Source organism: Niveispirillum sp. KHB5.9 (assembly GCF_048066115.1).
Taxonomy (GTDB): Bacteria; Pseudomonadota; Alphaproteobacteria; order Azospirillales; family Azospirillaceae; genus Niveispirillum.
On record NZ_JBLTYX010000011.1, the window covers coordinates 59,575 to 85,236 of the forward strand.

Here is a 25,662-nt window from a genome sequence, read left to right on the forward strand (position 1 = left end):
GTTTCATGTAATTTATAAAGTTACATGAAAGAGGCCTATCATGATTCACGACGTGATCATCATCGGCGGCAGCTTCGCCGGCCTGTCCGCCGCCCTGCCGCTGGCCCGTGCCCGCCGCCGGGTGCTGCTGGTCGATGCCGGCCGTCCGCGCAACCGCTTCGCCAGCCATTCCCACAATTTCCTGGGTCAGGACGGTGTTCCCCCGGCCGACATCGTGGCCCTGGGTCGCCGCCAGCTTGGTGTCTATCCAACGGTCGCTTTCGCCGATGACCTTGCGGAAGGGGTGGAGGGGGCGTCCGACCTTTTCACCATCGCCCTGCGCTCCGGCGCCATCCATACCGGCCGCCGCCTGATCCTGGCCACCGGCGTGCGGGATGAACTGCCGGCCCTGCCGGGTCTGGCGGAACGCTGGGGCGTCAGCGCGCTGCATTGCCCCTATTGCCATGGCTATGAGGTGGCGGACCGGCCTCTGGGTGTCCTGGCCACGCAGGCTGGTGCCGATCAGAAGGCGCTGCTGATCGCCGATTGGGGCCCCGCCACCCTGTTCACGCAAGGGCGCTTCACGCCGGAGCCGGAGATGGCCGCAAAGCTGGCTGCACGCGGCGTGACGGTGGAGATATCGCCCATCGTGGAACTGTTGGGTGATGCGCCCGACCTGTCGGCGGTGCGGCTGGCCGATGGAAGGGTGCTGCCCCTGACCGCCCTGTTCGTCGGCCCGCAGACCAGCATGGCCAGTCCGCTGGCCGAACAACTGGGTTGTGCGTTCGAGGACGGGCATAGCGGCCCCACCCTGCGCGTCGACGCGTTCAAGCAGACCAGCGTGCCGGGCGTCTATGGGGCCGGCGATGCCACCATGGGCATGCACAGTGCTCCCCTGGCGGCCGCGTCGGGCACGCTGGCGGGTGTCGGCGCGCACCGGTCGCTGCTGGGGTGGGATTAAGCCAGGGGCATGCAATGCCCCTGGAGGCCGGCGTCCGCCGGCCAGCCCAAATGCGGCGTAAGCCATGCCGGATGGCGGCGCCCGGCGCCTGAGGGCGCATCACAGCGTGCTCAACGCCGCGGGCAGGCAGCAGCGGATGGTGCTGCCGGTCTGGCCGTCGCTGTCGATCTCCACGCTGCCGCCATGCAGCTCGATGAAGCTCTTGACCAGCGACAAGCCCAGGCCCGCCCCGGTGGACCCCGCCGCCCCGGCGGACCCGCGCTCGAACCGTTCGAACACCCGGCTCTGCTCGTCGCTGGCGATGCCCAGGCCGGTATCGCTGACCGCCAGCACCACCCGGTCGCCGCGCCGTTCCGCCGACAGGGTGATGCGCCCGCCGGCCGGGGTGAACTTGATGGCGTTGGACACCAGGTTGAACAGGGCCTGTTTCAGCCGCTTCTCGTCGCCCTCCATGGCGCCCGTGTGCTCCGGCACATCCACCCGCAGGTCCAGCCCCTGCTTGCGGGCCCAGTCGCGGGTCAGGCCGGCCACGGAATGCAGCAGCTGCGGAATGTCGAACCGCTCATGCTCCAGCACCATGAACCCGGCCTCGATGGTCGCCAGATCCAGAATGTCGTTGACCAGCGACAGCAACCGCCGGCTCGCCTCCAGCACGCCCTTGGCATATTCTTGCTGGCGATTGTTCAGCGGCCCGAAATACTGGTTATGCAGGATCTCCGCGAAGCCCATGATGGCGTTCAGCGGCGTGCGCAGCTGGTACGACACGTTGGCGATGAATTCCGCCTTCAGCCGGTCGGCGGCCTCCAGCGCCTCGTTCGATGACCGCAGCGCCGTCTCCACCCGGTCGCTGTCGGTGACATCCAGGCAGGAGAACAGCACGGCGCCGTCGGGCAGTGGCACCAGGGCATAGCGCAGCACCGACCCGTCCACCCGGCGCATGATGCCGGCATCGGCCGCCCGCTCCAGCAGCCGCCCGACCAGCCGCACCCGCTCCTGCTCCCAATCCCCGCCCTGGTCCAGCAGGGGGCGGACCAGATCGACCACGCCGCTGGCATGCGGCTCGCCCCGCACCTGCTCCGACCCCACGGCCCACAGGCGCTGGAAGGCCGGGTTGCACAGTTTCAGGCGGCCGTCGCCGCCGAACACCGCTACACCCTCGGCCAGATTGTCCAGCGTCTCCTGCTGCACGGCCATCAGCGTGTTGTAGGAGCTTTCCAGCGCCAGCGTATGGGTCACATCCTCGGTCACGAACATCAGCCCGCCGAACGGATGCGGCACCGACAGGGCGCGGAGCGTCCGCCCGTCGGGCAGATGGATCAGTTCCTCCATCGGCTCGATCAGCGAGGTGAACAGGCCCAGCTGCTGCTTCTTCCAGCGCGGGAAATCCGCCTCCTCGGTCAGCTTGCGCCGCGCCCGCAAATCCTCCAGCACCTCGCCATAGGTCGGCTCGTCCGCCAGCCAGCCCGTATCCATGTCCCACAGCCGGGCATAGGCGTGGTTGTGGAACTTGATGCGCATGTCGGGGCCATAGATGGCGATGGCGGAGCCCATCTGGTGCAGCACCTCGCCATGCGCGTCGATATGGCGGGTCAGCTCGTCCTTCAGGCCGCGTTCGGTGGTGCGGTCCACGGCCATGCCGATCATGCCGCCCTGGGGCAGGGGGATCTCGGTCAGGTGGAACAGGCGGCGGTCGCCATCCACCACCAGGAACCTTTCCTCCTCCTGGGCCGCGCCCGCATCGCGCGCCCGCATGGCCAGGTCGCGCGGCCCCCCGAACAGGCCGCCGCCCGGCAATTCCCGTCCGCCCTCCAGCACCCGTTCCGGCGTGCTGTCCAGCAGATGGGCATAGGCCGCGTTGCACCAGTCCAGGTCCAGCGATGCCCCGCGCCGCCACAGCGGGATGGGCAGGGACGACAGCAGCGTGCGCAGCCGCTCCAGCTCCGCCGTCTGCATCATGTGCAGTTCCTGCCGCCGCAACTGGTCCTGGCCCTGCACGGTGATGTCGCGCAGCCAGAGCAGGTGCAGGCAGGCTCCTTCCGGTCCCCCGCCCCGCCGTCCGCTGGCCTGGAAGAATTTCGACCCGTCGGCCAGCCGCACATTGATCTGGAAGGGCTGACCGCTATCCACCAGATGCCGGAAGGACCCGTGCAGGGCCGCGGCATCGCTGGGCGCCAGCGCCTGTTCGACATCATCCAGCCGGCGCACCTGGTCCAGCCCCAGCAGGCCGGCGAAACCGGGCGACAGGGCCAGGTCACCCGTCACGCCCTGCGCGAACCAGGGATCGGGCGATGCATCCAGCAGGGCCAGCAGACGGGCGTTTTCCGCCTTGGACTCCACCAGGTCCAGGTCGCGGCCCCGGCACCAGGCCAGCAGGCGCACGAACAGCGACGCGACGGTCAGCAGCAGGGCCAGCGTCAGCAGGCCGAGCACGGGGGATTGCGCCTCCCACAGGATGGGAAGCAACATCCAGCCGATCCCGGCCAGACCCAGCAGGGCCGCGGCGGCGATGGCGATGACATGGGCGAAAGCGGGCTTCACGGTGCGCAGAGTGTAGAAGGTGAAATCATTGAAAAGCAAGGGGCGGTGGCCTCACCTTGCGATGAGGGCGCTACATCCCGCGCTTGACTGTGTTGCGACCCTCCCCACATAGCATTTCATCTTTCCGAAAGCCCACCCGAGTGATCCCGATGAGCGGCAATTCAAACCCCCACGATCCCATCCAGTGGCATGGCACCACCATCCTGTCCGTCCGCAAGGGCGGCGAGGTGGTGATCGCCGGCGATGGCCAGGTGTCGATGGGCCAGACGGTGATGAAGTCCAACGCCCGCAAGGTGCGCCGGCTGGCCGGCGGTTCGGTCATGGCCGGTTTCGCCGGTGCCACGGCCGATGCCTTCGCCCTGTTCGAACGGCTGGAAGCCAAGCTGGAACAGCATCCGGGCCAGTTGACCCGTGCGGCGGTGGAAATGGCCAAGGACTGGCGCACCGACCGCTATCTGCGCCGGCTGGAAGCGCTGATGGCCGTGGCCGACAAGGATGTGTCCCTGGTCATCACCGGCAATGGTGACGTGCTGGAGCCGGAAGACGGGATCATCGGCATCGGTTCCGGCGGCTCCTATGCCCTGGCCGCGGCCCGTGCCCTGGTCGATATCGATGGTTTCGATGCCGAAAAGATCGCGCGTCGCGCCATGAAAGTGGCCGCCGACATCTGCGTCTATACCAACCATTCCGTTACGCTGGAGAAGATGTGATGAGTGCCACCGCCTTCTCCCCGCGCGAGATCGTTTCGGAACTGGATCGTTTTATCGTCGGCCAGAACGAGGCCAAGCGCGCCGTCGCCATCGCCTTGCGCAACCGCTGGCGGCGCCAGCAGCTGTCGGGCCAGATGCGTGAGGAAGTGTATCCCAAGAACATCCTGATGATCGGCCCCACCGGCGTGGGCAAGACGGAGATCGCGCGGCGCCTGGCCAAGCTGGCCCAGGCCCCGTTCGTGAAGGTGGAAGCCACCAAGTTCACCGAGGTCGGCTATGTCGGCCGCGACGTGGAACAGATCATCCGCGATCTGGTGGAAGCCGCCATCGCCATGGCCCGCACCCGCCTGCGCCGGGAGGTGACGGCCAAGGCCGAACTGCATGCCGAGGAACGCGTGCTGAACGCCCTGGTGGGCGAGAATTCCAGTGCGGAGACGCGCGCCAAGTTCCGCAAGCAGCTGCGGGAAGGCACGCTGAACGACCGGGAGATCGAAATCCAGGTGGCCGATAATGGCGTCCCCGGCGGCATGCCGACCTTCGACGTGCCGGGCATGCCGGGCGCCCAGATGGGCATGGTCAATCTGGGTGACATTTTCGGCAAGGCCTTCGGTGGCGGCCGCACCAAGACCCGCAAGATGAGCGTCTCCGAAAGCTATGAAGTGCTGATGGCGGAGGAGAGCGACAAGCTTCTGGACAATGAGAAGGTGGTGGAAGAGGCCATCCATGCCGTGGAACAGAACGGCATCGTCTTCCTGGATGAGATCGACAAGATCTGCGCCCGCCAGGAGCATCGCGGCGGCGACGTGTCCCGCGAGGGCGTGCAGCGCGACCTGCTGCCTCTGATCGAGGGCACGGTGGTGTCCACCAAGCACGGCCCGGTGAAGACCGACCATATCCTGTTCATCGCGTCGGGCGCCTTCCACATCGCCAAGCCCAGCGACCTGTTGCCCGAATTGCAGGGCCGCCTGCCCATCCGCGTCAACCTCCAGCCCCTGACCCAGGCCGATTTCCGCCGCATCCTGACGGAACCGGAGTGCAGCCTGATCAAGCAATATGTGGCCTTGCTGAAGACGGAGGAGGTGGAACTGGTCTTCACCGACGATGCCATCGACGAACTGGCCCGCCTGGCCGCCGACATCAACCGCACGGTGGAGAATATCGGCGCGCGGCGCCTGCACACGGTGATGGAACGCCTGCTGGAGGAGATCAGCTTCGCCGCGACCGAGAAGGGCGGGGAGGTGATCACGGTGGATGCAGCCTATGTGCGGGCCCAGTTGGACGGGCTGTCGCAGAATACCGATCTGTCGAAGTTCATCTTGTAACCGGGGCCGGCGGTCCGGGAACGGTCCCGGACCGCCGGTCGGGCCTATCCCCGCCGCGCGGCCGCTTCGAACATCCACCATTGTTTGTGGAAATCGGAAAAATCGTCCATCTGCTGGGTCAGCACGCCCAGGACACCCCCCGTCCAGGTACTGAACGCGTCCCGGCCATCGGGCTTCCGCAGATTCTGGGGCAATGTCCGCATCAGGTAGAGCGGGTTCTCGCCCGCGTTGAAGTTGCGCCCCAGTTCCTGGAAATAGGAACCGCTCATCACGTACCGGGTGCTGCCGCGATAGGCCAGTATGACCTTCTCGAAGCGCCGCCCCTTCATCGCCGACGCGGTTTGCAGCAGGGCGCGGGTCATGTCCAGCGGGCTGACGCCGCCACCTACATCCCGTACGTCGAATACCAGGGTTCCCGGTAGCAGCAGATATTGGTGATAGCCATAGGCGCTGATGCCGCCATTGCGATCGTCACCGCCGATGGCACGGGATACGGGCAATGTGGCGGAAAAGAAATTGGCGGCACCCACCAGCAGGACCAGTCCTGCGGCAATGCCGGCGCCAAGGGTGATTTTTCGCATAACTTTCTCCCGTCAAGATTTATAAGATCATGCAAGGTTTCACGCTGTGGGGGAATGAAATGCGTTTGCGGGCGATCTTGGTCTGCGTTCTGCTGTCGGGATTGCCCGTCACGGGCGGCTGGGCACAGGGCACCACCCATAAATGTTATGGGGCGACCTGTGTGACCACGACGACGGATGTGAAGGGTAATATCGATGTGCGTGCGACCGGCCCGGACGGCAGCACCTATTCCACCACCACCCGGTCCACGCAATCGCCCAACGGCGATCTCTCCGTCCGCTCCCAGGACAGCCAGGGCAACAGCTACAGCCTGGACACCCGCACCCGCACACTGCCGGGCGGCGGCCATGAGGTGACGTCCCAAGACAGTCAAGGCAACAGCTATTCCATCCGCAGCTGGTGTGATTCGGCGGGATGCCACTCGACGGACACGATGGGCAACCGCTGCACGATCACCCCGTCGGGCACCATGATCGGCTGTGGCCAGTGAAGTTGGAATGACGATGCTCACGCCCTGAACAGGTGAATGGGCCCGGCCCCGTCCGGGAACGGGTCTTTCCAGCGAACGTCCTTCAGGACTTCAGCCAGGGAGTGTATATCCATTCCGGATATTGTAATAGGTGTTATGTTGCGATAACACTCGCACAGAATCTTCGGCAAGTGAATATTATCAAAAATGAAGGGGGAGGCTCCCCGCAGGCGCGGGAGTAGATCACACCAGATGTTGTGTGCATGGCATTCATTGCTTGGATTTCGGGAGTATTTGCTGCCAGCACTGCTTTCATGGCTTGCTGGCCGATGCTCTTAAAATTGGCTGCTCCGGGATATACTGGCACTCCAGTTTCGTGCTGGTCCGCCGCATTCTCCGGCTGGCCTTCCTGGCCCCGGACATCACCGAGGCGATCCTGCGCGGCGGACAGCCGCGGGAACTGACCCTCACGGTGCTGACATCCACCGACCTGCCGGACGATTGGCAAGCGCAGCGGCATGTCCTGGGGTTCCCTGAACCCGTCTGAAGGCAAAGGGAACCGTCCCCTCGTCCGCCGGAGAAAATGCCGTGTCGGGGCGAGAGGGAGCGGGTGTCAGGGGCGCCATTCGGGGCCAGAATCACGGCCAATGGCGCTGCCAACCCACTGAAATGTCGGGATATATCGGGTCAAAGGTGGCAGTGGAGACGTGTCGTCTGGAATAAATGGCGGAGAGGGTGGGATTCGAACCCACGGTACCCTTGCGGGTACTTCGGTTTTCGAGACCGACGCGTTCGACCACTCCGCCACCTCTCCGCTGACCTCGCCGCGCTGTCATGTCCGGGGGTCAATCCGGGGCGCCCTGGCGAAGTGGCCGGGAACCTACACAAAGCCCGGTGCCGATGCAACAGTCCTTTTTCATCGCCGTCATACATTATATAAGCATGCCCATGCGGCGGATGGGCCCCACCCTTGCAGGCGGCGTGGGGCGAAAGCTCAAGGAAAAGAGTCTGTTCCCGGTTGACACTCCGTCGCGGACAGGTATATTCCGCCGCCTCTGGGAACGGAGCCTCTCGGGCTGCCGTATTCCTTTTTGCGGCAGAATGGAAGGGGCCACCCCATTGGCGGGGGTTCCCGGATCTTTAAGAAGTGGTGGTTAGAATGTTCGCAGTCATCCGCACCGGCGGTAAGCAGTACAAGGTCGCGGCCGGCGACGTCATTCGGGTCGAGAAGCTGGCCGGTGAGGCCGGTGCCTCCCTGAAGCTGGACGAAGTCCTGCTGGTCAGCAACGAGGGCACCACCACCGTCGGTTCGCCCCTGGTCGCCAATGCGGTCGTGACGGCTGACGTCGTCGCCCAGGACCGCAACGACAAGATCATCATCTTCAAGAAGAAGCGCCGCCAGAACTACCGCCGGAAGAACGGCCATCGTCAGGAAGTGACGGTGCTGCGCATCACCGGTATCCAGGCCTGAGCGCCTTTTTGAAGCATTGGTAAGGAGTAAGATCCATGGCACATAAAAAGGCAGGCGGCTCGTCCCGCAATGGTCGCGATACCGCTGGTCGTCGTCTGGGCGTGAAGCGCTTCGGCGGTGAGCTGGTTCTGGCCGGCAACATCCTGGTCCGTCAGCGCGGCACCAAGTTCCATGCGGGCGCCAATGTCGGCATCGGCAAGGACCACACGCTGTTCGCCCTGGTCGACGGCAATGTCGAGTTCAAGACCGGCCTGAAGGGCCGCACCTTTGTCGGCGTCAACGAGATCCTCGTTGAAGAGGCCGCTGCGGCTGCCGAGTAAATCCTGTCCGCCGGCTTCGGCCGGCGTCCAAGGAATGTGACGGATCGGGGGAGCGGGCAACCGTTCCCCCGATTTTGTTTGAGTTTTGTTTGCGCTCTTTTCAGTTCCCTCAGGCGCCGGGCGGGCGCATCCGCGCCCTTGGCTTACGCGCCCATGGGGGCGCGGGCCGGCAGTCGCCGGCCTGGGGTGCCTCCCGTTTCTGTTATTAAGCCGGTGCCGCCATGAAGTTTCTCGACCAGTGCAAGATCTACCTGAAGAGCGGTGATGGTGGCCCCGGTGCCGTGGCGTTCCGGCGTGAGAAGTTCATCCCCTTCGGCGGTCCCGATGGCGGCAATGGCGGGCGTGGCGGCGATGTGGTGATCGAGGCGGTGGACGGCCTGAACACCCTGATCGATTATCGCTACCAGCAGCATTTCAAGGCCAAGCGCGGCAATCACGGCATGGGTTCGTCCCGCCACGGTGCGCGCGGTGACGATGCCGTGCTGCGCGTGCCCGTCGGCACCCAGGTGCTGGACGAGGACCAGGAGACGGTGATTGCCGACATGACCGAGGCCGGTCAGCGCATCGTGCTGCTGAAGGGCGGTGATGGCGGATTCGGCAACGAGCATTTCAAGACCTCCACCAACCGTGCCCCCCGCAATTTCGGCCCCGGCTGGCCGGGAGAGGAGCGCTGGGTCTGGCTGCGCCTGAAGCTGATCGCCGATGCCGGCCTGCTGGGCCTGCCCAATGCCGGCAAGAGCACCTTCCTGGCCGCTGTCAGCCGCGCCCGGCCGAAGATCGCCGACTATCCCTTCACGACGCTTGTGCCCAATCTGGGCGTGGTGCGCGCCGGTGAGGAGGAATTCGTCATCGCCGACATCCCCGGCCTGATCGAGGGCGCGCATGAGGGCCACGGCCTGGGCACCCGCTTCCTGGGCCATGTCGAGCGTACCCGCGTGCTGCTGCACCTGATCGACGGCACGCAGGAGGATGTCCAGCTGGCCTACCGCACCATCCGGCGCGAACTGCGCATGTATGGCGGCGGCCTGGCCGACAAGCCGGAAATCGTGGTGCTGAACAAGGTCGACGCCCTGACCGAGGAAGAGATCGAGTTCAAGCGCACCAAGCTGCGCCGCTCGGCCAAGAAGCCGGTGCTGGTCATGTCGGGCGCGGCAGGCGAGGGGGTGCAGGAAGTGCTCTACGCGCTGCTGAACATCATCAAGGAAAGCCGCGCCGAAGAAGGCATGGCGGCGGAAGAGGCCGCCTACCGGGCGCGCTATCGGCCGATCGAGGAGTGAGGCGGTAACAGAAGGGCCGTAGGTCAGGTCGAGGGCTTCAGCCCGAGCCCTGACAAGCGACAGTGCCTTCAAGATGTCAGGGCTCGCCTTCGGCTCGACCTGACCTACGGCATATGCATGAGCCCTCTTTATGCGACCGCCGTTGACTAAACCGCCCACATCCCTATCTTGCACCGGTTAAGCCGTCGGCCCTTGCCGCCGGAGCCTGTTGTCATGCGGAAAGGCCCCGTCACCGGGGAATGGCGTTGAAGAAGAAGCTGTTCATCAAGACCTATGGCTGCCAGATGAATGTCTATGACAGCGACCGCATGGCCGATGTCCTGGCGCCGCTGGGTTACGAGCCGACGGACCAGCCCGACGGCGCCGACATGGTGATCCTGAACACCTGCCATATCCGCGAGAAGGCGTCGGAAAAGGTCTATTCCGAACTGGGCCGCATCCGTCACCTGCAGAATGACCGGGCGGCGGAGGGCGGGCGCATGGTCGTCGCCGTGGCCGGCTGCGTGGCGCAGGCGGAGGGGGCGGAGATCATGATGCGCGCCCCGCATGTCGACATGGTGTTCGGGCCGCAGACCTATCACCAGCTGCCGGAAATGGTGACGCGCGCCGTGCGCGGTGCCGGCGGCGTGGTCAATACCGACTTCCCCGTCGAGAGCAAGTTCGACCTGCTGCCGGAGGAAAGTGCGAAGCCGCAGGGCCCGGCCGCCTTCCTGTCGGTGCAGGAGGGTTGCGACAAGTTCTGCACCTTCTGCGTCGTTCCCTATACCCGCGGGTCGGAGTACAGCCGCCCGGTGGCGCAGGTGATGGCCGAGGCCAAGCGTCTGATCGGCCATGGCGTGAAGGAGATCACGCTCCTGGGTCAGAACGTCAACGCCTTCCATGGCGACGGGCCGGACGGCAAGGTCTGGGGCCTGGGTCGCCTGATCCGGGCGCTGGCGGAGATCGACGGGCTGGCCCGCATCCGCTACACGACCAGCCATCCGCGCGACATGGATGACGATCTGATCGCCGCCCATGGCAGCGTGCCGCAACTGATGCCCTTCCTGCATCTGCCGGTGCAGTCGGGCAGCGACCGCATCCTGGCGGCGATGAACCGCAAGCATACGGGCGATGATTATCGCCGCCTGATCGACCGGCTGCGCAAAGGCCAGCCCGATCTGGCACTGTCATCGGATTTCATCACCGGCTTCCCCGGAGAGACCGACCAGGATTTTGCCGATACGCTGCGCCTGATCACCGATATCGGTTATGCCCAGGCCTACAGCTTCAAATATTCCGCCCGCCCCGGTACTCCGGCCGCCGGGCTGGAAGGCCGCCAGGTGGATGAGAAGGTCAAGGACGACCGGTTGCAGGCGGTGCAGCAGCTGCTGAACGCCCAGCAGGTCGCCTTCAACCAGACGCTGGTGGGCAAGACCCTGCCGGTTTTGTTCGACCGCGTGGGCAAGCTGGAAGGCCAGTTGCTGGGCCGCAGCCCCTTCATGCAGTCTGTCTATGTCCAGGCGCCCGCCCGCCTGATGGGGCAGATCGTCGACGTGGCCGTCGAGGGTGCCTATGCCAACAGCCTGTCCGGTCATGTCCTGATCGGCGAAACACACACCCATGCCGCCGCACCGAAGGCGGTGGAGGCCTACGCTTGACCAATCTGGAACTGTCGTTCGACGATAACCGTCTGCTGCCGCTGCTGTTCGGGGAACATGGCCAGTTCCTGACCCGGCTGGAGAAGCAGACGGGTGCGCGCCTCGTCTCGCGTGGCAATATCGTGTCGATCGCCGGGGAAGATGAGGCGGCACAGGCCGCCCGCGCCGCCATCCTGGCCCTGTGGGACCGGGTGAAGGCCGGCATGCCGGTGGGCCCGGGGGAGGTGGATGCCGCCGCTCGTCTGGCGATCAGTGCCGATGTGCAGACCAGCGGCAATGCGCTCGCCCAGATGTCCGACCCGCGCGCCGGCTTGAAGACCAAGCGCCGCACCATCACCCCGCGCAGCGCCACGCAGGCCCGGTATCTGGAGGCGCTGGCCGAGAGCGAGCTGGTGTTCGGCCTGGGCCCGGCTGGTACCGGCAAGACCTATCTGGCCGTGGCGCAGGCGGTCAGCCTGCTGATGCAGGGCACGATCGAACGCATCATCCTGTCGCGTCCGGCGGTGGAGGCGGGCGAGCGCCTGGGCTTCCTGCCCGGCGACATGAAGGAGAAGGTCGACCCCTATCTCCGCCCGCTCTATGACGCGCTGCATGACATGCTGCCCGGTGACCAGGTGACCAAGCGGCTGGAAACGGGGGTGATCGAGGTCGCCCCCCTGGCCTTCATGCGCGGCCGCACGCTTGCCCATGCGTTCGTCATCCTGGACGAGGCGCAGAACACCACGCCCATGCAGATGAAGATGTTCCTGACCCGCCTGGGTGAGGGCAGCCGCATGGTGGTGACGGGCGACGTCACCCAGATCGACCTGCCGTCGGGGCAGAAATCCGGCCTGCGTGAGGCCCTGTCCATCCTGCGCGGGGTGGAGGGCGTGTCCTTCGTGGAATTCACCGACCAGGATGTCGTGCGCCATCCGCTGGTCGGCCGCATCGTGCGCGCCTATGACGCCGCCGACCGGGCGCGCAAAATCGCCGGAGAGGCCTGAACCATGCCCGATCGCGTCGATATCGCCCTGTCCATCGAGGATGATCGTTGGGAAACCAATGTTTCCGACGTGGAACTGCTGTGCGAGCGGGCGGCGCGGTCGGCGCTGGTTGCCGCCCATGGCCAGGACCCGGACTGGCTGCCGCAGGGGCCGGTGGAAATGTCGCTGGTCCTGGCCGATGATGGCACGGTGCAGGAGTTGAACCGCAACTATCGCGGCAAGGACAAGCCCACCAATGTCCTGTCCTTCGCGCTCTACGCCGATGGCAGCGGGGAAGAGGGTGAAGAAGAGGGCGACTGGGCCGAAGATGAAGCGGACGAGGCCGACGCGGAGGATGACGAAAGGAATATGGAATTCCTGTCGTCAGAGGCCCCGGTTCCTGTAATATTGGGCGATGTGATTCTGGCGTTTGAAACGGTGGAACGCGAGGCGCGCGAACAGCGCAAGCCCTTTGCCGACCATCTCACCCACCTCGTGACCCATGGCGTTCTGCACCTGTTGGGTTACGACCATATTGAGGATTCCGAGGCCGAACAGATGGAACGGCTGGAAACCCAGATCCTGTCGGGGCTCGGCATCGCCGACCCCTATGCCGGGCGCGATCCGTCGGAAGGATACCGCGCGCCTGATGATCCTGGCGGTTCCGCCGCGGGACCTGTCTCCACAACCCCAGAAAGATGATGGCCGACCTCAGCGACAGTCGATCGCCCCGCGAAGACGGGGCCGAAGAACAAGGGACCCTCGCCCAGCACCTGCGTGGCTGGCTGCGGTCGATCCTCGGGGTACGCGGCGGCGACACGCTGCGCGACACGATCGAGGAATTGATCGAGGAGAATGGTCCCACCGAACCCTCCATGGCGGAGGGGGAGCGGGCATTGCTAGCCAATATCCTGAAGCTGCGCCACCGCACCGTGGCCGACGCCATGGTGCCGCGTGCCGATATTGTCGGCGTGCCGCTGGGTATTTCCCTGCCCGACCTGATCAAGCGTTTCTCCGAAGAGGCGCACAGCCGCATGCCCGTCTATCGGGAGGAGCTGGATGACGTGGTCGGCATGGTCCATATCAAGGATGTGCTGTCCTGCGTGGCCGGTGCCCGCGATTACAATCTTGAGGCCATCACGCGGGAGGTGATGATCGTCGCCCCCTCCATGAAGGTGTTGGACCTGCTGCTGAAGATGCGCCAGAAGCGCCAGCATCTGGCCCTGGTGGTGGATGAGTTCGGCGGCATCGACGGTCTGGTCTCCATCGAGGATCTGGTGGAAGAGATCGTCGGCGAGATCGAGGACGAGCATGACGAGGAGGAGGCCAGCGCGCTGGCCCCCCAGGCCGACGGCACGATCGAGGTTGATGCCCGCATCCCGGTGGAGGCGTTCGAGGCCCAGCTGGGCAATTATTTCGGGCCTGAGGAACTGGAAGATGTCGATACGCTGGGCGGCCTGGTCTTCGCCATGGCCGGCCGCGTGCCGGCCGCCGGCGAGGTGCTGAAGCACCCGAGCGGTCTGGCATTCGAAATCCTCGACGCCGATCCCCGCCGCATCAAAACCCTGCGCGTCCATAATCTCGTCATGAACAACGGCGAGGATACGGACGAGCCGCAGCGGGCCGTGGGGTAATACCCTTGCCCTGGCGGTGACACGCGTTCAAGGATGGCACGCCATCCGAACCGGAACCGCCAGGACCGCCCCTTCATGACCGATCAAGCCGTCTTCCCCCGCCTCGCCAGTCTGGCCGGACGGCTCGTCACCGCGCGCGGGTGGAAGCGGCTGGGTCTGGCGGCCCTGGCGGGGGCCCTGGCGACCCTGTCGCTGCCGCCGCTGCATGCGCTGCCACTGCTCTGGGTGGCCTTTCCCGCCCTGGTCTGGCTGCTGCGCGGGTCGGACCGGCCGAAGACCGACTTCACCATCGGCCTGGCCTTCGCCATCGGCCATCATGTGCCGGGCCTCTACTGGATCAGTGCCGCCCTGTTCACCGATATCGGCCGCTTCTGGTTCATGCTGCCGGCATCCTTGCTGGGGCTGCCGGCGGTGCTGGGCCTGTTCCTGGGCGTAGGCACCGTCGCCTATGGCTGGGCAAGGCGGCGCTGGGGCCTGACCGGCTGGGTGGAGGCAGCGGGTTTGGCACTCGCTTGGGTGGCGGTTGAATATGCGCGCGGGCACATGTTCACCGGCTTTCCCTGGAACCTGATCGGCTATGGCTGGGTGCCCGTCCTGCCGGTGCTGCAGACCGTGTCCGTCATCGGCATCTACGGCCTGTCGCTGCTGACCGTGCTGGCGGCGGCTCTGCCGGCGACACTGGTCGCAACCAAACCGTCCTGGCGTCCGGCCCTGGCTGGCCTGCTGGGTCTGGCGCTGCTGGCCGGGTGGGGCGGCTGGCGCATGGCGGGCCAGGGTCTGGGCGACGTGCCGGACGTGCGGCTGCGCATCGTGCAGCCCAACATCCCCCAGGCGCTGAAATGGAAGGAGGAGGCGAAGATCAACAATCTGCGCCGCCTGATCGACATGTCGGGGGCCGAAGGCTGGGATCGCGTCACCCATGTCATCTGGCCGGAAACCGCCGTGCCCTATTTCCTGTCGTCGGACAGCGACAATCCCGATCAGGCGCCCCTGACCCGCCTGCTGACCCAGATCGCCCCGCCCGGCGGCGCCCTGATCACCGGCGCCAACCGGCTGGCCACGAACGAAGCTGGCGACTATATCTATTTCAACAGCCTGTTCGCCCTGACCCAAGGTGGCACGGTGGTGGCCAGTTTCGACAAGGCGCATCTGGTGCCGTTCGGCGAGTATCTGCCCTTGCGCGGTCTGCTGCCCAAGGGGGTGAAGGCCGTGGCCGCGGCCGCCGACTTCTCCGCCGGCCCCGGTCCGCGGGCGGTGTCCCTGCCGGGTGCGCCGGCCGCCAGCCCGCTGATCTGTTACGAGGTGATCTTCCCCGGTGCCGTCATGCCGCGCGAAGGGGAGCGCCCGCACTGGCTTTTGAACCTCACCAACGATGCCTGGTACGGACAGACGGCCGGCCCGCACCAGCATTTCGCCATCACCGCTGTGCGCGCGGTGGAGGAAGGCGTGCCGCTGGTACGCGCGGCCAATACCGGCATTTCCGGTGTCATCGACGCCTACGGGCGGGTGAGGGGTGCTTTACCGCTTGGCGATAGCGGAAACCTTGATATTTCACTACCGCAACGCGCTGAAACCGTGCCATTGTATGCAGACTATGGAGATGCGGTTCCGGTCGTGATCTGGCTGGCGCTGTTGTTGGGGATCGCCGCATTCCGTCCCCGACCCACTTGACGGCTGCAAGCCGCTGTTCGCCTGCCGACCTTGATCGGGTCATGTATCCTTGTGGATGCATAGGTGGATGCTTATCCATACCAAAGAATAGCGGCAAATCGCTTGACGACATGCAAACGTATGTCGCAGGATCATGCCAGAGCCATTCTGGAGGTTGTCCTTATGCAAACCGAGACCCGTGGCCGTCGTGGTGGCGGCCGCCCAAAGCTGGGTAAGCCGAATCCCATCGATGTTCATGTCGGTACGCGTGTCCGGCTGCGCCGCACCCTGCTGGGCATGAGCCAGGAAAAGCTGGGGGAGGCGATCGGCCTGACCTTCCAGCAGGTGCAGAAATACGAGCGTGGGGCCAACCGCATCGGTGCGTCCCGCCTGTTCGACCTGTCCCGCGTTCTGGACGTGCCGGTCTCCTTCTTCTTCGACGACATGCCGCATCCCGACGGCTCGCCCAACCCGGCCCCGACGCCGGTGCCGGAGGCGGGTGAGCCCGACCCGATGGCCAAGCGCGAGACGCTAGAGCTGGTGCGCGCCTATTACCGCATCACCGACCCGGCCGTGCGCAAGCGCATCTTCGAGTTGACGAAGGCTGTGGCTGGTCCGGCCGACGCGGCGTAACAACGGCATTACGGCCGTTGCGGGCCGGCGACGGCCGGCCCGGCACCTCGTGGCGCGCAAGCCAAGCCGCCGGAGGGCGGCGCCCGGCGCCTGAGGGCGGGCGAAGATCAGCGGTGGGCGGAATACAGCCATTCGTGGGCCGTATTTCGCATGCGCCGTGCTTGACCCTGTAGGAAAAGATTGCGACAAACACGCTGCCCCGGTGAAAACGGGGGCGGCGTGTTTTGCTTTTTACAACCGTTCAGCCGAGGCGATCCAAGTGGCCAAATCGAACTACGTCTTCACGTCCGAGTCCGTGTCCGAAGGCCATCCGGACAAGGTGTGCGACCGTATCTCCGACGCCGTCGTCGATTTGTACCTGGCCCAGGATCCCTATGCCCGCGTGGCGTGCGAGACGCTGGCCACGACCAACCGCATCGTCATCGCCGGTGAAGTGCGCGGCCCGGCCGGCCTGCTGGCGCAGGTCGAGGATGTGGCCCGTGCCGCCGTGAAGGATATCGGCTACGAGCAGGACGGCTTCCACTGGAAGAATGCCGAGGTCGCGGTCCATCTGCATGCCCAGTCCGCCGACATCGCCGTCGGCGTCGACGCCGCCGGCAACAAGGACGAGGGTGCTGGCGACCAGGGCATCATGTTCGGTTATGCCTGCACGGAAACCCCGGCCCTGATGCCGGCCCCGATCTATTACAGCCACAAGCTGCTGAAGAGCCTGGCGGAAGTGCGCCATTCCGGCGCCACCCCGTGGCTGGGCCCCGACGCCAAGAGCCAGTTCTCGCTCCAGTACCGCGACGGCAAGCCCGTGGGCGCCACCTCCATCGTGCTGTCCACCCAGCATAGCGAGAGCGTGGCCCAGGAAGAGATCCGCGAGACGGCGCGCCGCCACGTGCTGTCCTTCCTGCCGGAAGGCTGGATGTGCCCGGAAGAGGCGTTCTATGTGAACCCGACCGGTCGTTTCGTCATCGGCGGCCCCGATGGCGATGCCGGCCTGACCGGCCGCAAGATCATCGTCGACACCTATGGCGGTGCCGCCCCGCATGGCGGCGGCGCCTTCTCCGGCAAGGACCCGACCAAGGTCGACCGTTCGGCCGCCTATGCCGCGCGCTATCTGGCCAAGAATGTCGTCGCCGCCGGCCTGGCCGATAAGTGCACGATCCAGCTCAGCTACGCCATCGGCGTCTCCCACCCGCTGTCGGTCTATATCGACACGGCCGGCACCGGCCGCGTGGACGAGGACAAGCTGTCCGACGTGCTGCGCCAGCTGATGAACCTGTCGCCCCGCGGCATCCGTGAGCATCTGAAGCTGAACCGCGCCATCTATGCCCGCACCGCCGCCTATGGCCATTTCGGCCGCGACCCGGATGCGGATGGTGGCTTCAGCTGGGAAAAGACCGATCTGGTCGCCGACCTGAAGTCGGCCTTCGGCGCCTGATCCCGCCCCGGGCGGCCTGCCGCCCGACCAACTGAAGCGACGGCCCGCCTCACCGGCGGGCCGTTTGTCATTCCCGTTCAGCTCCCGAGTCGCTCCCATGTCCGACGACAGCATTCCCCATCGCAAGGTTCTCTATGGCCGCCGTCACGGCCGGCCGCTGCGCAAGCACCGGCAGGAGGTGATGGATACGCTGTTGCCGAAGATGAAGCTGACGGCCCCGGCGGAAGACGGGCGGCTGGACCCCGCCTCCCTGTTCGACGCCCCCAAGCGCGACCTGTGGTTCGAGGTCGGGTTCGGCGGGGGTGAGCATCTGGCCTGGCAGGCATCGCGCAATCCCGATATCGGCTTCATCGGGTGCGAGCCCTTCGTCAACGGCGTCTCCTCCCTGCTGAAGCATGTGGAGGAGGGGGGGCAGACCAATATCCGCGTCGTGCCCGATGATGCGCGCCCCATCCTGGACGCGCTGCCCGATGCCAGCGTCGGCCGCGCCTTCGTGCTGTTCCCCGACCCCTGGCCCAAGGCACGCCACGCCTTCCGCCGGTTCATCGGGCCCGTCAACCTGCCGCGCCTCGCCCGTGTGCTGAAGGACGGGGCGGAACTGCGTATCGCGTCCGACGATCCGCAGTTGCAGCGCTGGATGCTGGAACATACCTGGCGCCATCCGGATTTCGAATGGACGGCAAGGGTGGCCGAAGATTGGCGCGTGCGTCCCGAAGACTGGCCGCAGACCCGATATGAGATGAAAGCACTGGAAGCGGGTCGTGTGCCCATGTTTCTGCGCTTCATTCGCAAGTCGCGGCCGGCCTGATCTTTTGAACACACCAGCATAGGCGATTTTAACGGTACCTAACCCTTTGCACTCGCCAAAATCGCGGGGCTTCGCGCCATCATTCCAACCTTATGATTTCCGTTCCGGGTGAAACGGTGCCCGGAGCCCGCGAATGCGGAAGGGGAGGGATGAATGGTGAAGCTCCGTGATCTGCGCATCGGTATGAAGGTCAACCTTGCCATGGGCATGCTGGCCGTCGTCGCAATCGTCATGGCGGTGATGGGCCTGTCCGCCATGTCGGTCTATCAGACCAAGGTGGAGGAGATGGGCCAGGACACGAAGCGCGCCGTGCTCTCCGAACAGATCAATGGCCTGATCAACGCCGTCGTCATGGACAGCCGCGGCATCTACATGGCCCGCGACGCTGCCGAACTGGAGAAGTTCGCCAAGACCATGACCACCAGCCTGGATCTGCTGGGCAAGCGGCTGGATGAGTATGAAGCGGTGGTCGATCCCGCCGTGGCGGCCGACATGCGCGACGCGGTGAAGCGCGGGCGCGAATTCATCACCTTCCGCACCGACATGATGAATGCCGGCCGGGCCGAGGGTGCCGCTGCCGCCCGCGTGATCGGCGACAATGACGCCAACCGCGCCAACCGCAAGGCCTTCAACGACGTCATGGTCAAGCTGTCGGCCCTGCAGGTGGGCGAGGTGCTGAAGGGCATCCAGGAGATGGATAGTTTCGGTCAGCGCCAGCAGATGATCATGATGACCGTTGCCGTGCTGGGCATCCTGCTGTCGGTGGGCTTCGCCGTCTGGCTGGTGTCGCAGCGGGTGACCAGCCCGCTGGCCGCGGTGACGGGCACCGTGCGCCAGATGGCCGACGGCAAGCTGGAAGTGGCCATTCCGGAGACCAACCGCGCCGATGAGATCGGGCAGATCGCCCAGGCGCTGGAAATGTTCAAGCGCGGCCTGCTGGAGGCCAAGCGCCTGGAGGCCGTACAGAAGGCCGAACAGGCCGCCAAGGAGGAACGCCAGCGCCGGCTGGAGAAGCTGACCGCCGATTTCGCCGGCAAGCTGGGTGCCGTGTCCACCGCGCTCGCCCGTTCGGCCCAGGATATGCGCGACAGTGCGGAGGGGCTGACCGGTGCCGCCAAGGCCGCCGCCAGCCAGGCCGCCGAAGTGGCCAATGCCTCGGATGAGAGTGCGGCCGGCGTGCAGAGCGTTGCCGCCGCGACGGAGGAGATCAACGCGTCGATCTCCGAAATCGCCCGCCAGGTGGTGGAGGCCAACAATGTCGCCCGTGCCGCGGTGGAGGATGCTGGCGAGACCAGCCGCACCATGGACGGGCTGCAGAGTGCGGCCAGCCGCATTTCCGAGGTCGTGGGCCTGATCCAGGGTATCGCCGCCCAGACCAACCTGTTGGCCCTGAACGCCACGATCGAGGCGGCGCGCGCCGGGGAGGCCGGCAAGGGCTTCGCCGTCGTGGCGTCGGAGGTGAAGGCCCTGGCCATGCAGACCGGCAAGGCGACGGAGGACATCACCTCCCAGGTCGGCAGCATCCAGCGCGAGACCACGGCCGCCGTCACCGCCATCGCCCGCATCGCCAACACCATCGACAAGATCGGGGAGATCACCACGGCCCTGGCCGCGGCCATTGAGGAACAGCAGGCCAGCACCAACGAGATCGCCCGCACCGTCCAGGACGTGGCCAACGGCACCCAGGCCGTGTGCAACGCGGTCCAGGGCGTCAGCCAGGCCGCCGCCAATACCGGCGGTGCCGCCAGCACCGTGCATGGCACGGCATCGGACGTGACGCGCCAGTCCGTGGTGCTGAACACCGAGGTCGACCTGTTCGTGAAGACCATCATCGCGGCGTGATAGCGTTGTGAGGGTAAGGGGCGGGCTGGTATGTGCCGGTCCGCCCCTTATTCTTTTTCCTCCACCGCCGGCGTCGGGCCGGGCGGTTTCAACCGTCCCGCCTGGCGCAGCTGGGCCCGCAGCACGTACTCGATCTGGGCATTCAGGCTGCGCAGATCATCATCGGCCCAGCGCTGCATGGCCTCCAGCACGTCCGCGCCGATGCGCAGGGGATATGCCTTCTTCTCTGCCATTCTACTTCCCGTAGGTCAGGTCGAGCCGAAGGCGAGCCCTGACATTCATTGGCACCATCGTTTGTCAGGGCTCGCCTTCGGCTCGACCTGACCTACGACAGAAACATCAATACAACGACCCCGTATTCACCACCGGCTGCGTCGCCCGGTCGGCACAGAGCACGACCAGCAGGTTGGACACCATGTGCGCCTTGCGCTCATCGTCCAGATGCACCACGGCGCGCGCGGCCAGCTGGTCCAGGGCCATTTCCACCATGCCCACGGCCCCTTCCACGATCTTGGCGCGGGCGGCGACGACGGCGTTGGCCTGCTGGCGCTGCAACATGGCGCCGGCGATTTCCGGCGCATAGGCCAGGTGGCTGATCCGCGCCTCGATCACCCGGATACCGGCCTGGGCCAGCCGCTCCTGCACGGCCACCTGCAGATGGTTGGAAATCTCCTCGCCATTGCCGCGCAGTGAGATGACCTCGCCGCCATGATCGTCATAGGGATATGATGTCGCGATCAGGCGCAGGGCCGATTCGGCCTGGATCGCCACATAGCCCTTGTAATCCTCGACATTGAACAGCGCCTCGGCGGCGTCCGTCACCTGCCAGACGATGATGGCGCCGATCTCGATGGGGCTGCCATCGGCGTCATTCACCTTCAACGTTCCCGTCTCGAAATTGTGCACCCGCAGCGAGACGCGGTGCTTGCTGTAGAACGGGTTGACCCAGCGCAGGCCGGGTGCGGTCACCGTGCCCCGGTAATCGCCGAACAGGGTCAGCGCCACCGCCTGGTTGGGCTGCACGATGAACAGGCCCAGCATCGCGAACAGGCCCACCGGGACCAGCAGCACCCAGAGCAGCGACACGATACCGTTGCCGGCCTTGAAGCTCATGATGGTCAGCGCGATGCCCAGAATGGCGATGATGAACCCGATACCCAGCATCGCCAGGCCGCTGCGCGGCGTTACGGCCCGGTCACCGATCTGTTGTGGTTTTTGCATCCTGACCCTCCCATGCTTCAAAGTGATATAATTTTGATATCATATTGAGGCGACGACGCAAGGGGATTCGTGATTCTGTAAATCCGGCCGGCAGCCTGTTATGCTGGTTCCAATCAAGCCACTGCCATGCCCGCACCGGGTCGGAGCCGACATTGCCCCGGCTCCGAAACAGGGGCGTGTTTGCGTTGCACGATGTTGCGCGGCGGCCGACCCATTCGGAGCGACTGCCCCCGGGCGCTCTGAAACGCCGGCGATTTCATGTCGCATGGCGTTTCACAGGCGGCGTCACGTAGGTCAGGTCGAGGCGTGAGCCGAGCCCTGACAGCAATGGATTGAAAGCTTTATCTGTCAGGGCTCGCCTACGGCTCGACCTGACCTACGGCATTTACGCCAGATGGCAGGCCACCACCCGCCCGTCCAGCGCCCGTGCTTCCGGCACTTCCGCCGCGCAGCGCGGTTGTGCCAGGGGGCAGCGCTTGTGGAAGGTGCAGCCGGGTGGCGGGTCCATGGGGCTGGGCAACTCGCCGGTCAGCGGCGTGACCTCCGGCGCCCCGCCCCGGTGGACGCGGGGCATCGCGGCCAGCAGGGCCTTTGTATAGGGATGGCGCGGATCGGCGAAGATGGCGTCCTTGGGTCCCTGTTCGACGGGCCGGCCCAGATACATCACCATCACCTCGTCGGCGATATGGCGGACGACGGACAGGTCGTGGCTGATGAAGACATAGGCCAGGCCCAGCTCGTCCTGAAGGTCCATCATCAGGTTCAGCACCTGGGCCTGGATGGAGATGTCGAGTGCCGATACCGGCTCGTCCGCCACCACGACGCGCGGGTCCAGCATCAGGGCGCGGGCGATGGCGATGCGCTGGCGCTGCCCGCCGCTGAACATGTGCGGATAGCGGTCGGCCTGATCGGGGCGCAGGCCGACCTTCGCCATCATGGCGACGGCCCGGTCGCGGCGTTCCGCCCTGGGCATCCCGGTATTGATCAGCAGCGGTTCGGCCAGGATATCCGCCACCTTCTGGCGGGGGTTCAGCGATCCGTAGGGGTTCTGGAACACCATCTGCACGGCCCGGCGCAGGGCCTTTTCCTGCGTCTTGGGCACGGCGGTGACGTCGCGTCCCGCAAACAGCAGGGCGCCGTCGGTTGGCGCCTCGATCCGGGTCAAGAGGCGGGCCAGGGTGGACTTGCCGCATCCGCTCTCGCCCACCACGGCCAGGGTCCTGCCGGCCGTGACGGTGAAGCTGGCGCCATCCACGGCCTTCACGATGGCGGGCGCGCGGAACAGGCCGCGTTTGACCTGGTAATGGCGGCGCAGCGCGTGGGCTTCCAGGATGGTCTTGTTCCGGTTCATCACGCGACCTCCGCTCGCACGCAGCGTGTCCAGCCCGCCCCGTCGGGGACCACCGCCGGCCGCGTCCCGCAGCGATCCTCCGCCAGGGTACAGCGCGGCTGGAACAAACAGCCCGCGGGCCGGTCGCCCACGCCGGGCACGGTGCCGGCAATGGTGGGCAGGCGCCGCCGCCCCACCGCCCGCTCGGGCAGCGCGTCCAGCAGGGCCGCCGTATAGGGGTGGCGGGGCTGGTCGAACAGCTGGTCCGCCGGCCGGTTCTCCACCACCTGGCCGGCATACATCACCTGTACCCGGTGGGCGCATTCGGCGACGACGCCCATGTCATGGGTGATCAGGATCATGGCCATGCCGCGCTGGCGCTGAAGATCGCGCAAGAGGTCCAGGATCTGGCGCTGGATGGTGACGTCCAGGGCCGTGGTCGGTTCATCGGCGATCAGCAGGCGCGGGTTGCAGGCGATGGCCATGGCGATCATCACCCGCTGGCTCATCCCGCCAGACAGCTGGTGCGGGAAGGCCGACAGGCGGGTTTCCGGGGCGGGGATACCCACCTGTTCCAAAAGGTCGATGGACCGTTTGCGCAGCGCCTTGCCCGACAAGCCTTCATGCTGGGCCAGGGTCTCGCCGATCTGGAACCCGACCGTGAAGCAGGGGTTCAGGCTGCTCATCGGTTCCTGGAAGATCATGGCCACCTGCCCGCCATTCAGGCGGCGTCGGGTCTTGGGGTGCAGGGTCAGCAAATCCTGCCCGTCGAACGCCATGGTCCGGGCGGTGACGCTGGCATTGTCGGCCAGCAGGCCCAACACGGCCAGGGAGGTGACGGATTTGCCCGACCCGCTTTCCCCCACGATGCCCAGCACCTCGCCGGGCTCTATGGAAAGGTCGATGCCATCCACGGCACGGAAGGGGCCGCGCCCGGTGGCGAAGGTGACCGACAGGTCCTTGATGTCGAGAAGCGGCATGGGCGTCCTCAGCGCTTCAGCTTGGGGTCAAGCGCGTCGCGCAACCCGTCGCCCATCAGGTTGAAGGCCAGCACCGTGATCAGGATGGCCAGCCCCGGAAAGGTCACCACCCACCAGGCGCGCTGCAGGAACTGGAGAGAGGATGACAGCATGGTACCCCATTCCGGCGTCGGCGGCTGCGCCCCCAGCCCCAGGAAACCCAGGGCCGCCGCATCCAGGGATGGCGGTGGAAAAGCCCAAAGTGGCCTGCACGATCAGCGGGGCCGCACAGTTGGGCAGGATGGTGACCAGCATAAGCCTTCTATCGCTGGCCCCGGCCAATCGCGCCGCCGTCACATATTCCCGGTTCCGTTCCGCCATCACCGACGCCCGGGTCAGGCGGGCATAATGCGGGACGATGACCACCGACACGGCAACCGCCGCATTCACCAGCCCCGGTCCCAGGATCGCCGCCACCACGATGGCCAGCAGCAGGGAGGGCAGGGAGAGAAGGATATCCATGAACCGCGCGATCAGCGTATCCAACGCCCCGCCATAAAACCCGGCGACCAGCCCCAGCGCCACCCCCACCGCCAGCGACAGGGTGACGACCAGCAACCCGATGAACAAGGACAGCCGGGCCCCATGGATCAGCCGGGACAGCATGTCCCGCCCGATATCATCGGTGCCCAGCGGGAAGGCCCAGCTTCCACCCTCGATCCAGGCCGGGGGCAGCAGCACGAAATCGCGGAACTGCTCGGCCGGCGGATGCGGGGCCACCAGCTCGGCGAAGATGGCGGTGATGGACAGGAGCAGGACGATGAACAGCCCCAGCACGGCCCCCCGGTTGCGGCGGAAATGGGACCAGAACTCGGGCCATGGACCCGGCGGTGCCTTCAGGACGATATCGGTCATTTCGCGTGCCGGATGCGGGGGTTGAGCAGGCCGTACAGCAGATCGACGGCCAGATTGACCAGCATGACCACCCCGGCCACCAGCAGGATGCCGCCCTGCAGGGCCGGATAATCACGCCGGTTGATGCTTTCAATCAGCCATTTGCCGATGCCGGGCCAGGCGAAGATGGTCTCCGTCAAAATGGCCCCGGCCAGCAGGGTGCCGACCTGCAAACCGATGACGGTGACCACGGGGATCATGGCGTTGCGCAGCGCATGTATCCCTACCACCCGGCCCAGACCCAGCCCCTTGGCCCGCGCGGTACGGATATAATCCTCACCCAGCACCTCCAGCATCGATGACCGCGTCATGCGGGCGATGACGGCCAGCGGGATGGTGCCCAGGACGATGGATGGCAGGACCAGATGATGCAGCGCATCCAGGAACGCCCCTTCCTCCTCCGACATCAGGCTGTCGATCAGCAGGAACCCGGTCACCGGTTCCACATAATAGGCGGCCGACAGCCGGCCGCTGACCGGCGTCCAGCCCAGGATGACGGAGAAGAACAGGATCAGCAGCAGGCCCCACCAGAAGATGGGCATGGAATATCCGGTCAGGCTGGCCGCCATCACCCCATGATCCAGCGGCCCGCCCCGCTTCACCGCCGCCAGCACCCCGGCCGGCAGCCCGATGACCAGCGCGAACAGGATGGCGCAGAGCGAAAGCTCGATGGTGGCGGGGAACAGCTCGGCGAATTCATGCAGGATCGGCGTCTGGGTGATCAGCGACTTTCCCAGGTCACCGGTCAGCACGCCGCCCAGATAGTCGCCATATTGTTCCAGCAACGGCTTGTTCAGACCCAGTTGCGCCCGCAGCTCCTCCAGCCGCGCCGGATCGATTCCGCGCTCGCCCAGCCGCACCTCGATCGGGTCGCCGGGGACGAGACGGATCAGGAAAAAGGCCAGCAGCGTCACGCCTAAGAAGGTGGGGATCAGCAGGGCGATGCGGGTCGCGATAAATTTCAGCATGGAATG

24 protein-coding genes, 1 tRNA gene and 1 pseudogene are annotated in these 25,662 nt (G+C 65.8%); 17 read left to right on the forward strand and 9 right to left on the reverse strand.

All coding sequences use genetic code 11. The features are described from left to right. Positions 1-40 precede the first annotated feature (40 nt). Complete coding sequence (locus tag ACM9HJ_RS18060; RefSeq protein ID WP_416573157.1) at positions 41-940, forward strand: NAD(P)/FAD-dependent oxidoreductase; 900 nt, start codon at positions 41-43, stop codon at positions 938-940. A 99-nt stretch (positions 941-1,039) separates the two neighbouring features. Here ACM9HJ_RS18060 and ACM9HJ_RS18065 read toward each other — a convergent pair whose 3' ends face one another. Further along, a complete protein-coding gene (locus ACM9HJ_RS18065; protein ID WP_416573158.1) occupies positions 1,040-3,517 on the reverse strand; it encodes an ATP-binding protein in 2,478 nt (825 codons plus the stop codon). A gap of 110 nt (positions 3,518-3,627) precedes the next feature. On the opposite strand from ACM9HJ_RS18065, the gene hslV reads away from it, so the two are divergent. After that, a complete protein-coding gene (gene hslV / locus ACM9HJ_RS18070; protein ID WP_416573159.1) occupies positions 3,628-4,188 on the forward strand; it encodes an ATP-dependent protease subunit HslV in 561 nt (186 codons plus the stop codon). Next, the gene (hslU, locus tag ACM9HJ_RS18075) at positions 4,188-5,510 is read left to right on the forward strand and encodes an ATP-dependent protease ATPase subunit HslU (RefSeq protein WP_416573160.1); all 1,323 of its coding nucleotides are present in this window, start codon (positions 4,188-4,190) and stop codon (positions 5,508-5,510) included. Before hslV ends, hslU begins: the two co-directional genes overlap by 1 nt. Before the next feature lie 44 nt (positions 5,511-5,554). Here the strand turns inward: hslU and ACM9HJ_RS18080 are convergent, their stop codons facing one another. Beyond that, positions 5,555-6,091, reverse strand: coding sequence for a hypothetical protein (locus ACM9HJ_RS18080; protein ID WP_416573161.1), 537 nt, complete (start codon positions 6,089-6,091; stop codon positions 5,555-5,557). A 59-nt stretch (positions 6,092-6,150) separates the two neighbouring features. Between ACM9HJ_RS18080 and ACM9HJ_RS18085 the strand changes: the two genes are divergently transcribed. Both ACM9HJ_RS18085 and ACM9HJ_RS18090 read left to right on the forward strand, forming a co-directional pair. Next, positions 6,151-6,582, forward strand: a complete 432-nt coding sequence (locus ACM9HJ_RS18085; RefSeq protein ID WP_416573162.1) for a hypothetical protein — start codon at positions 6,151-6,153, stop codon at positions 6,580-6,582. A 256-nt stretch (positions 6,583-6,838) separates the two neighbouring features. Beyond that, the gene (locus ACM9HJ_RS18090) at positions 6,839-7,108 is read left to right on the forward strand and encodes a hypothetical protein (RefSeq protein WP_416573163.1); all 270 of its coding nucleotides are present in this window, start codon (positions 6,839-6,841) and stop codon (positions 7,106-7,108) included. Positions 7,109-7,285: 177 nt separating this feature from the next. Here ACM9HJ_RS18090 and ACM9HJ_RS18095 read toward each other — a convergent pair. Beyond that, positions 7,286-7,375, reverse strand: a tRNA-Ser gene (locus tag ACM9HJ_RS18095). A 345-nt stretch (positions 7,376-7,720) separates the two neighbouring features. On the opposite strand from ACM9HJ_RS18095, the gene rplU reads away from it, so the two are divergent. The 12 genes from rplU to ACM9HJ_RS18155 all read left to right on the forward strand — a co-directional run bounded on the left by rplU (position 7,721) and on the right by ACM9HJ_RS18155 (position 20,224). Then, a complete protein-coding gene (gene rplU, locus ACM9HJ_RS18100) occupies positions 7,721-8,032 on the forward strand; it encodes a 50S ribosomal protein L21 (RefSeq protein WP_416573164.1) in 312 nt (103 codons plus the stop codon). 35 nt (positions 8,033-8,067) lie between these two features. Next, positions 8,068-8,352: a 50S ribosomal protein L27 gene (gene rpmA / locus ACM9HJ_RS18105; protein WP_416573165.1), complete on the forward strand. Its 285-nt coding sequence runs from the start codon at positions 8,068-8,070 to the stop codon at positions 8,350-8,352. A 221-nt stretch (positions 8,353-8,573) separates the two neighbouring features. Then, positions 8,574-9,629 carry a GTPase ObgE gene (gene obgE / locus ACM9HJ_RS18110; RefSeq protein ID WP_416573166.1) on the forward strand — a complete coding sequence of 352 codons (1,056 nt, stop codon included), beginning with the start codon at positions 8,574-8,576 and terminating at the stop codon, positions 9,627-9,629. Between the two features lie 239 nt (positions 9,630-9,868). Next, complete coding sequence (gene miaB, locus ACM9HJ_RS18115; protein ID WP_416573167.1) at positions 9,869-11,266, forward strand: tRNA (N6-isopentenyl adenosine(37)-C2)-methylthiotransferase MiaB; 1,398 nt, start codon at positions 9,869-9,871, stop codon at positions 11,264-11,266. Further along, positions 11,263-12,249 carry a PhoH family protein gene (locus ACM9HJ_RS18120; protein WP_416573168.1) on the forward strand — a complete coding sequence of 329 codons (987 nt, stop codon included), beginning with the start codon at positions 11,263-11,265 and terminating at the stop codon, positions 12,247-12,249. The genes miaB and ACM9HJ_RS18120 overlap by 4 nt, the downstream gene beginning before the upstream one ends. Before the next feature lie 3 nt (positions 12,250-12,252). Further along, positions 12,253-12,930 carry an rRNA maturation RNase YbeY gene (gene ybeY, locus ACM9HJ_RS18125; RefSeq protein WP_416573169.1) on the forward strand — a complete coding sequence of 226 codons (678 nt, stop codon included), beginning with the start codon at positions 12,253-12,255 and terminating at the stop codon, positions 12,928-12,930. After that, positions 12,930-13,862, forward strand: a complete 933-nt coding sequence (locus ACM9HJ_RS18130; RefSeq protein ID WP_416573170.1) for a hemolysin family protein — start codon at positions 12,930-12,932, stop codon at positions 13,860-13,862. The genes ybeY and ACM9HJ_RS18130 overlap by 1 nt, the downstream gene beginning before the upstream one ends. Before the next feature lie 75 nt (positions 13,863-13,937). Beyond that, complete coding sequence (lnt, locus tag ACM9HJ_RS18135) at positions 13,938-15,533, forward strand: apolipoprotein N-acyltransferase (RefSeq protein WP_416573171.1); 1,596 nt, start codon at positions 13,938-13,940, stop codon at positions 15,531-15,533. Positions 15,534-15,695: 162 nt separating this feature from the next. Next, entirely contained in the window at positions 15,696-16,145 is a 450-nt protein-coding gene (locus ACM9HJ_RS18140) for a helix-turn-helix domain-containing protein (protein ID WP_094457220.1), read from the forward strand. A 259-nt stretch (positions 16,146-16,404) separates the two neighbouring features. After that, positions 16,405-17,574 (forward strand): methionine adenosyltransferase, encoded by a 1,170-nt coding sequence (gene metK, locus ACM9HJ_RS18145; protein ID WP_416573172.1) that lies wholly within the window; start codon positions 16,405-16,407, stop codon positions 17,572-17,574. Between the two features lie 97 nt (positions 17,575-17,671). Beyond that, the gene (trmB, locus tag ACM9HJ_RS18150; RefSeq protein ID WP_416573173.1) at positions 17,672-18,382 is read left to right on the forward strand and encodes a tRNA (guanine(46)-N(7))-methyltransferase TrmB; all 711 of its coding nucleotides are present in this window, start codon (positions 17,672-17,674) and stop codon (positions 18,380-18,382) included. Positions 18,383-18,535: 153 nt separating this feature from the next. After that, entirely contained in the window at positions 18,536-20,224 is a 1,689-nt protein-coding gene (locus ACM9HJ_RS18155) for a methyl-accepting chemotaxis protein (protein WP_416573174.1), read from the forward strand. Between the two features lie 47 nt (positions 20,225-20,271). Here ACM9HJ_RS18155 and ACM9HJ_RS18160 read toward each other — a convergent pair whose 3' ends face one another. From ACM9HJ_RS18160 to ACM9HJ_RS18185, 6 genes and pseudogenes are all read right to left on the reverse strand, one after another. Then, entirely contained in the window at positions 20,272-20,457 is a 186-nt protein-coding gene (locus ACM9HJ_RS18160) for an Arc family DNA binding domain-containing protein (RefSeq protein WP_416573175.1), read from the reverse strand. A 106-nt stretch (positions 20,458-20,563) separates the two neighbouring features. Then, positions 20,564-21,445 (reverse strand): SPFH domain-containing protein, encoded by an 882-nt coding sequence (locus tag ACM9HJ_RS18165; protein ID WP_416573176.1) that lies wholly within the window; start codon positions 21,443-21,445, stop codon positions 20,564-20,566. A 385-nt stretch (positions 21,446-21,830) separates the two neighbouring features. Beyond that, the gene (locus tag ACM9HJ_RS18170; protein ID WP_416573177.1) at positions 21,831-22,796 is read right to left on the reverse strand and encodes a dipeptide ABC transporter ATP-binding protein; all 966 of its coding nucleotides are present in this window, start codon (positions 22,794-22,796) and stop codon (positions 21,831-21,833) included. After that, positions 22,796-23,755, reverse strand: a complete 960-nt coding sequence (locus tag ACM9HJ_RS18175; protein ID WP_416573178.1) for an ABC transporter ATP-binding protein — start codon at positions 23,753-23,755, stop codon at positions 22,796-22,798. Before ACM9HJ_RS18175 ends, ACM9HJ_RS18170 begins: the two co-directional genes overlap by 1 nt. A gap of 8 nt (positions 23,756-23,763) precedes the next feature. Next, a pseudogene (locus ACM9HJ_RS18180) lies at positions 23,764-24,649 on the reverse strand (ABC transporter permease subunit). Then, positions 24,646-25,656, reverse strand: coding sequence for an ABC transporter permease subunit (locus ACM9HJ_RS18185; RefSeq protein WP_416573179.1), 1,011 nt, complete (start codon positions 25,654-25,656; stop codon positions 24,646-24,648). The pseudogene ACM9HJ_RS18180 and the gene ACM9HJ_RS18185 overlap by 4 nt, the downstream one beginning before the upstream one ends. Positions 25,657-25,662 lie beyond the last annotated feature (6 nt).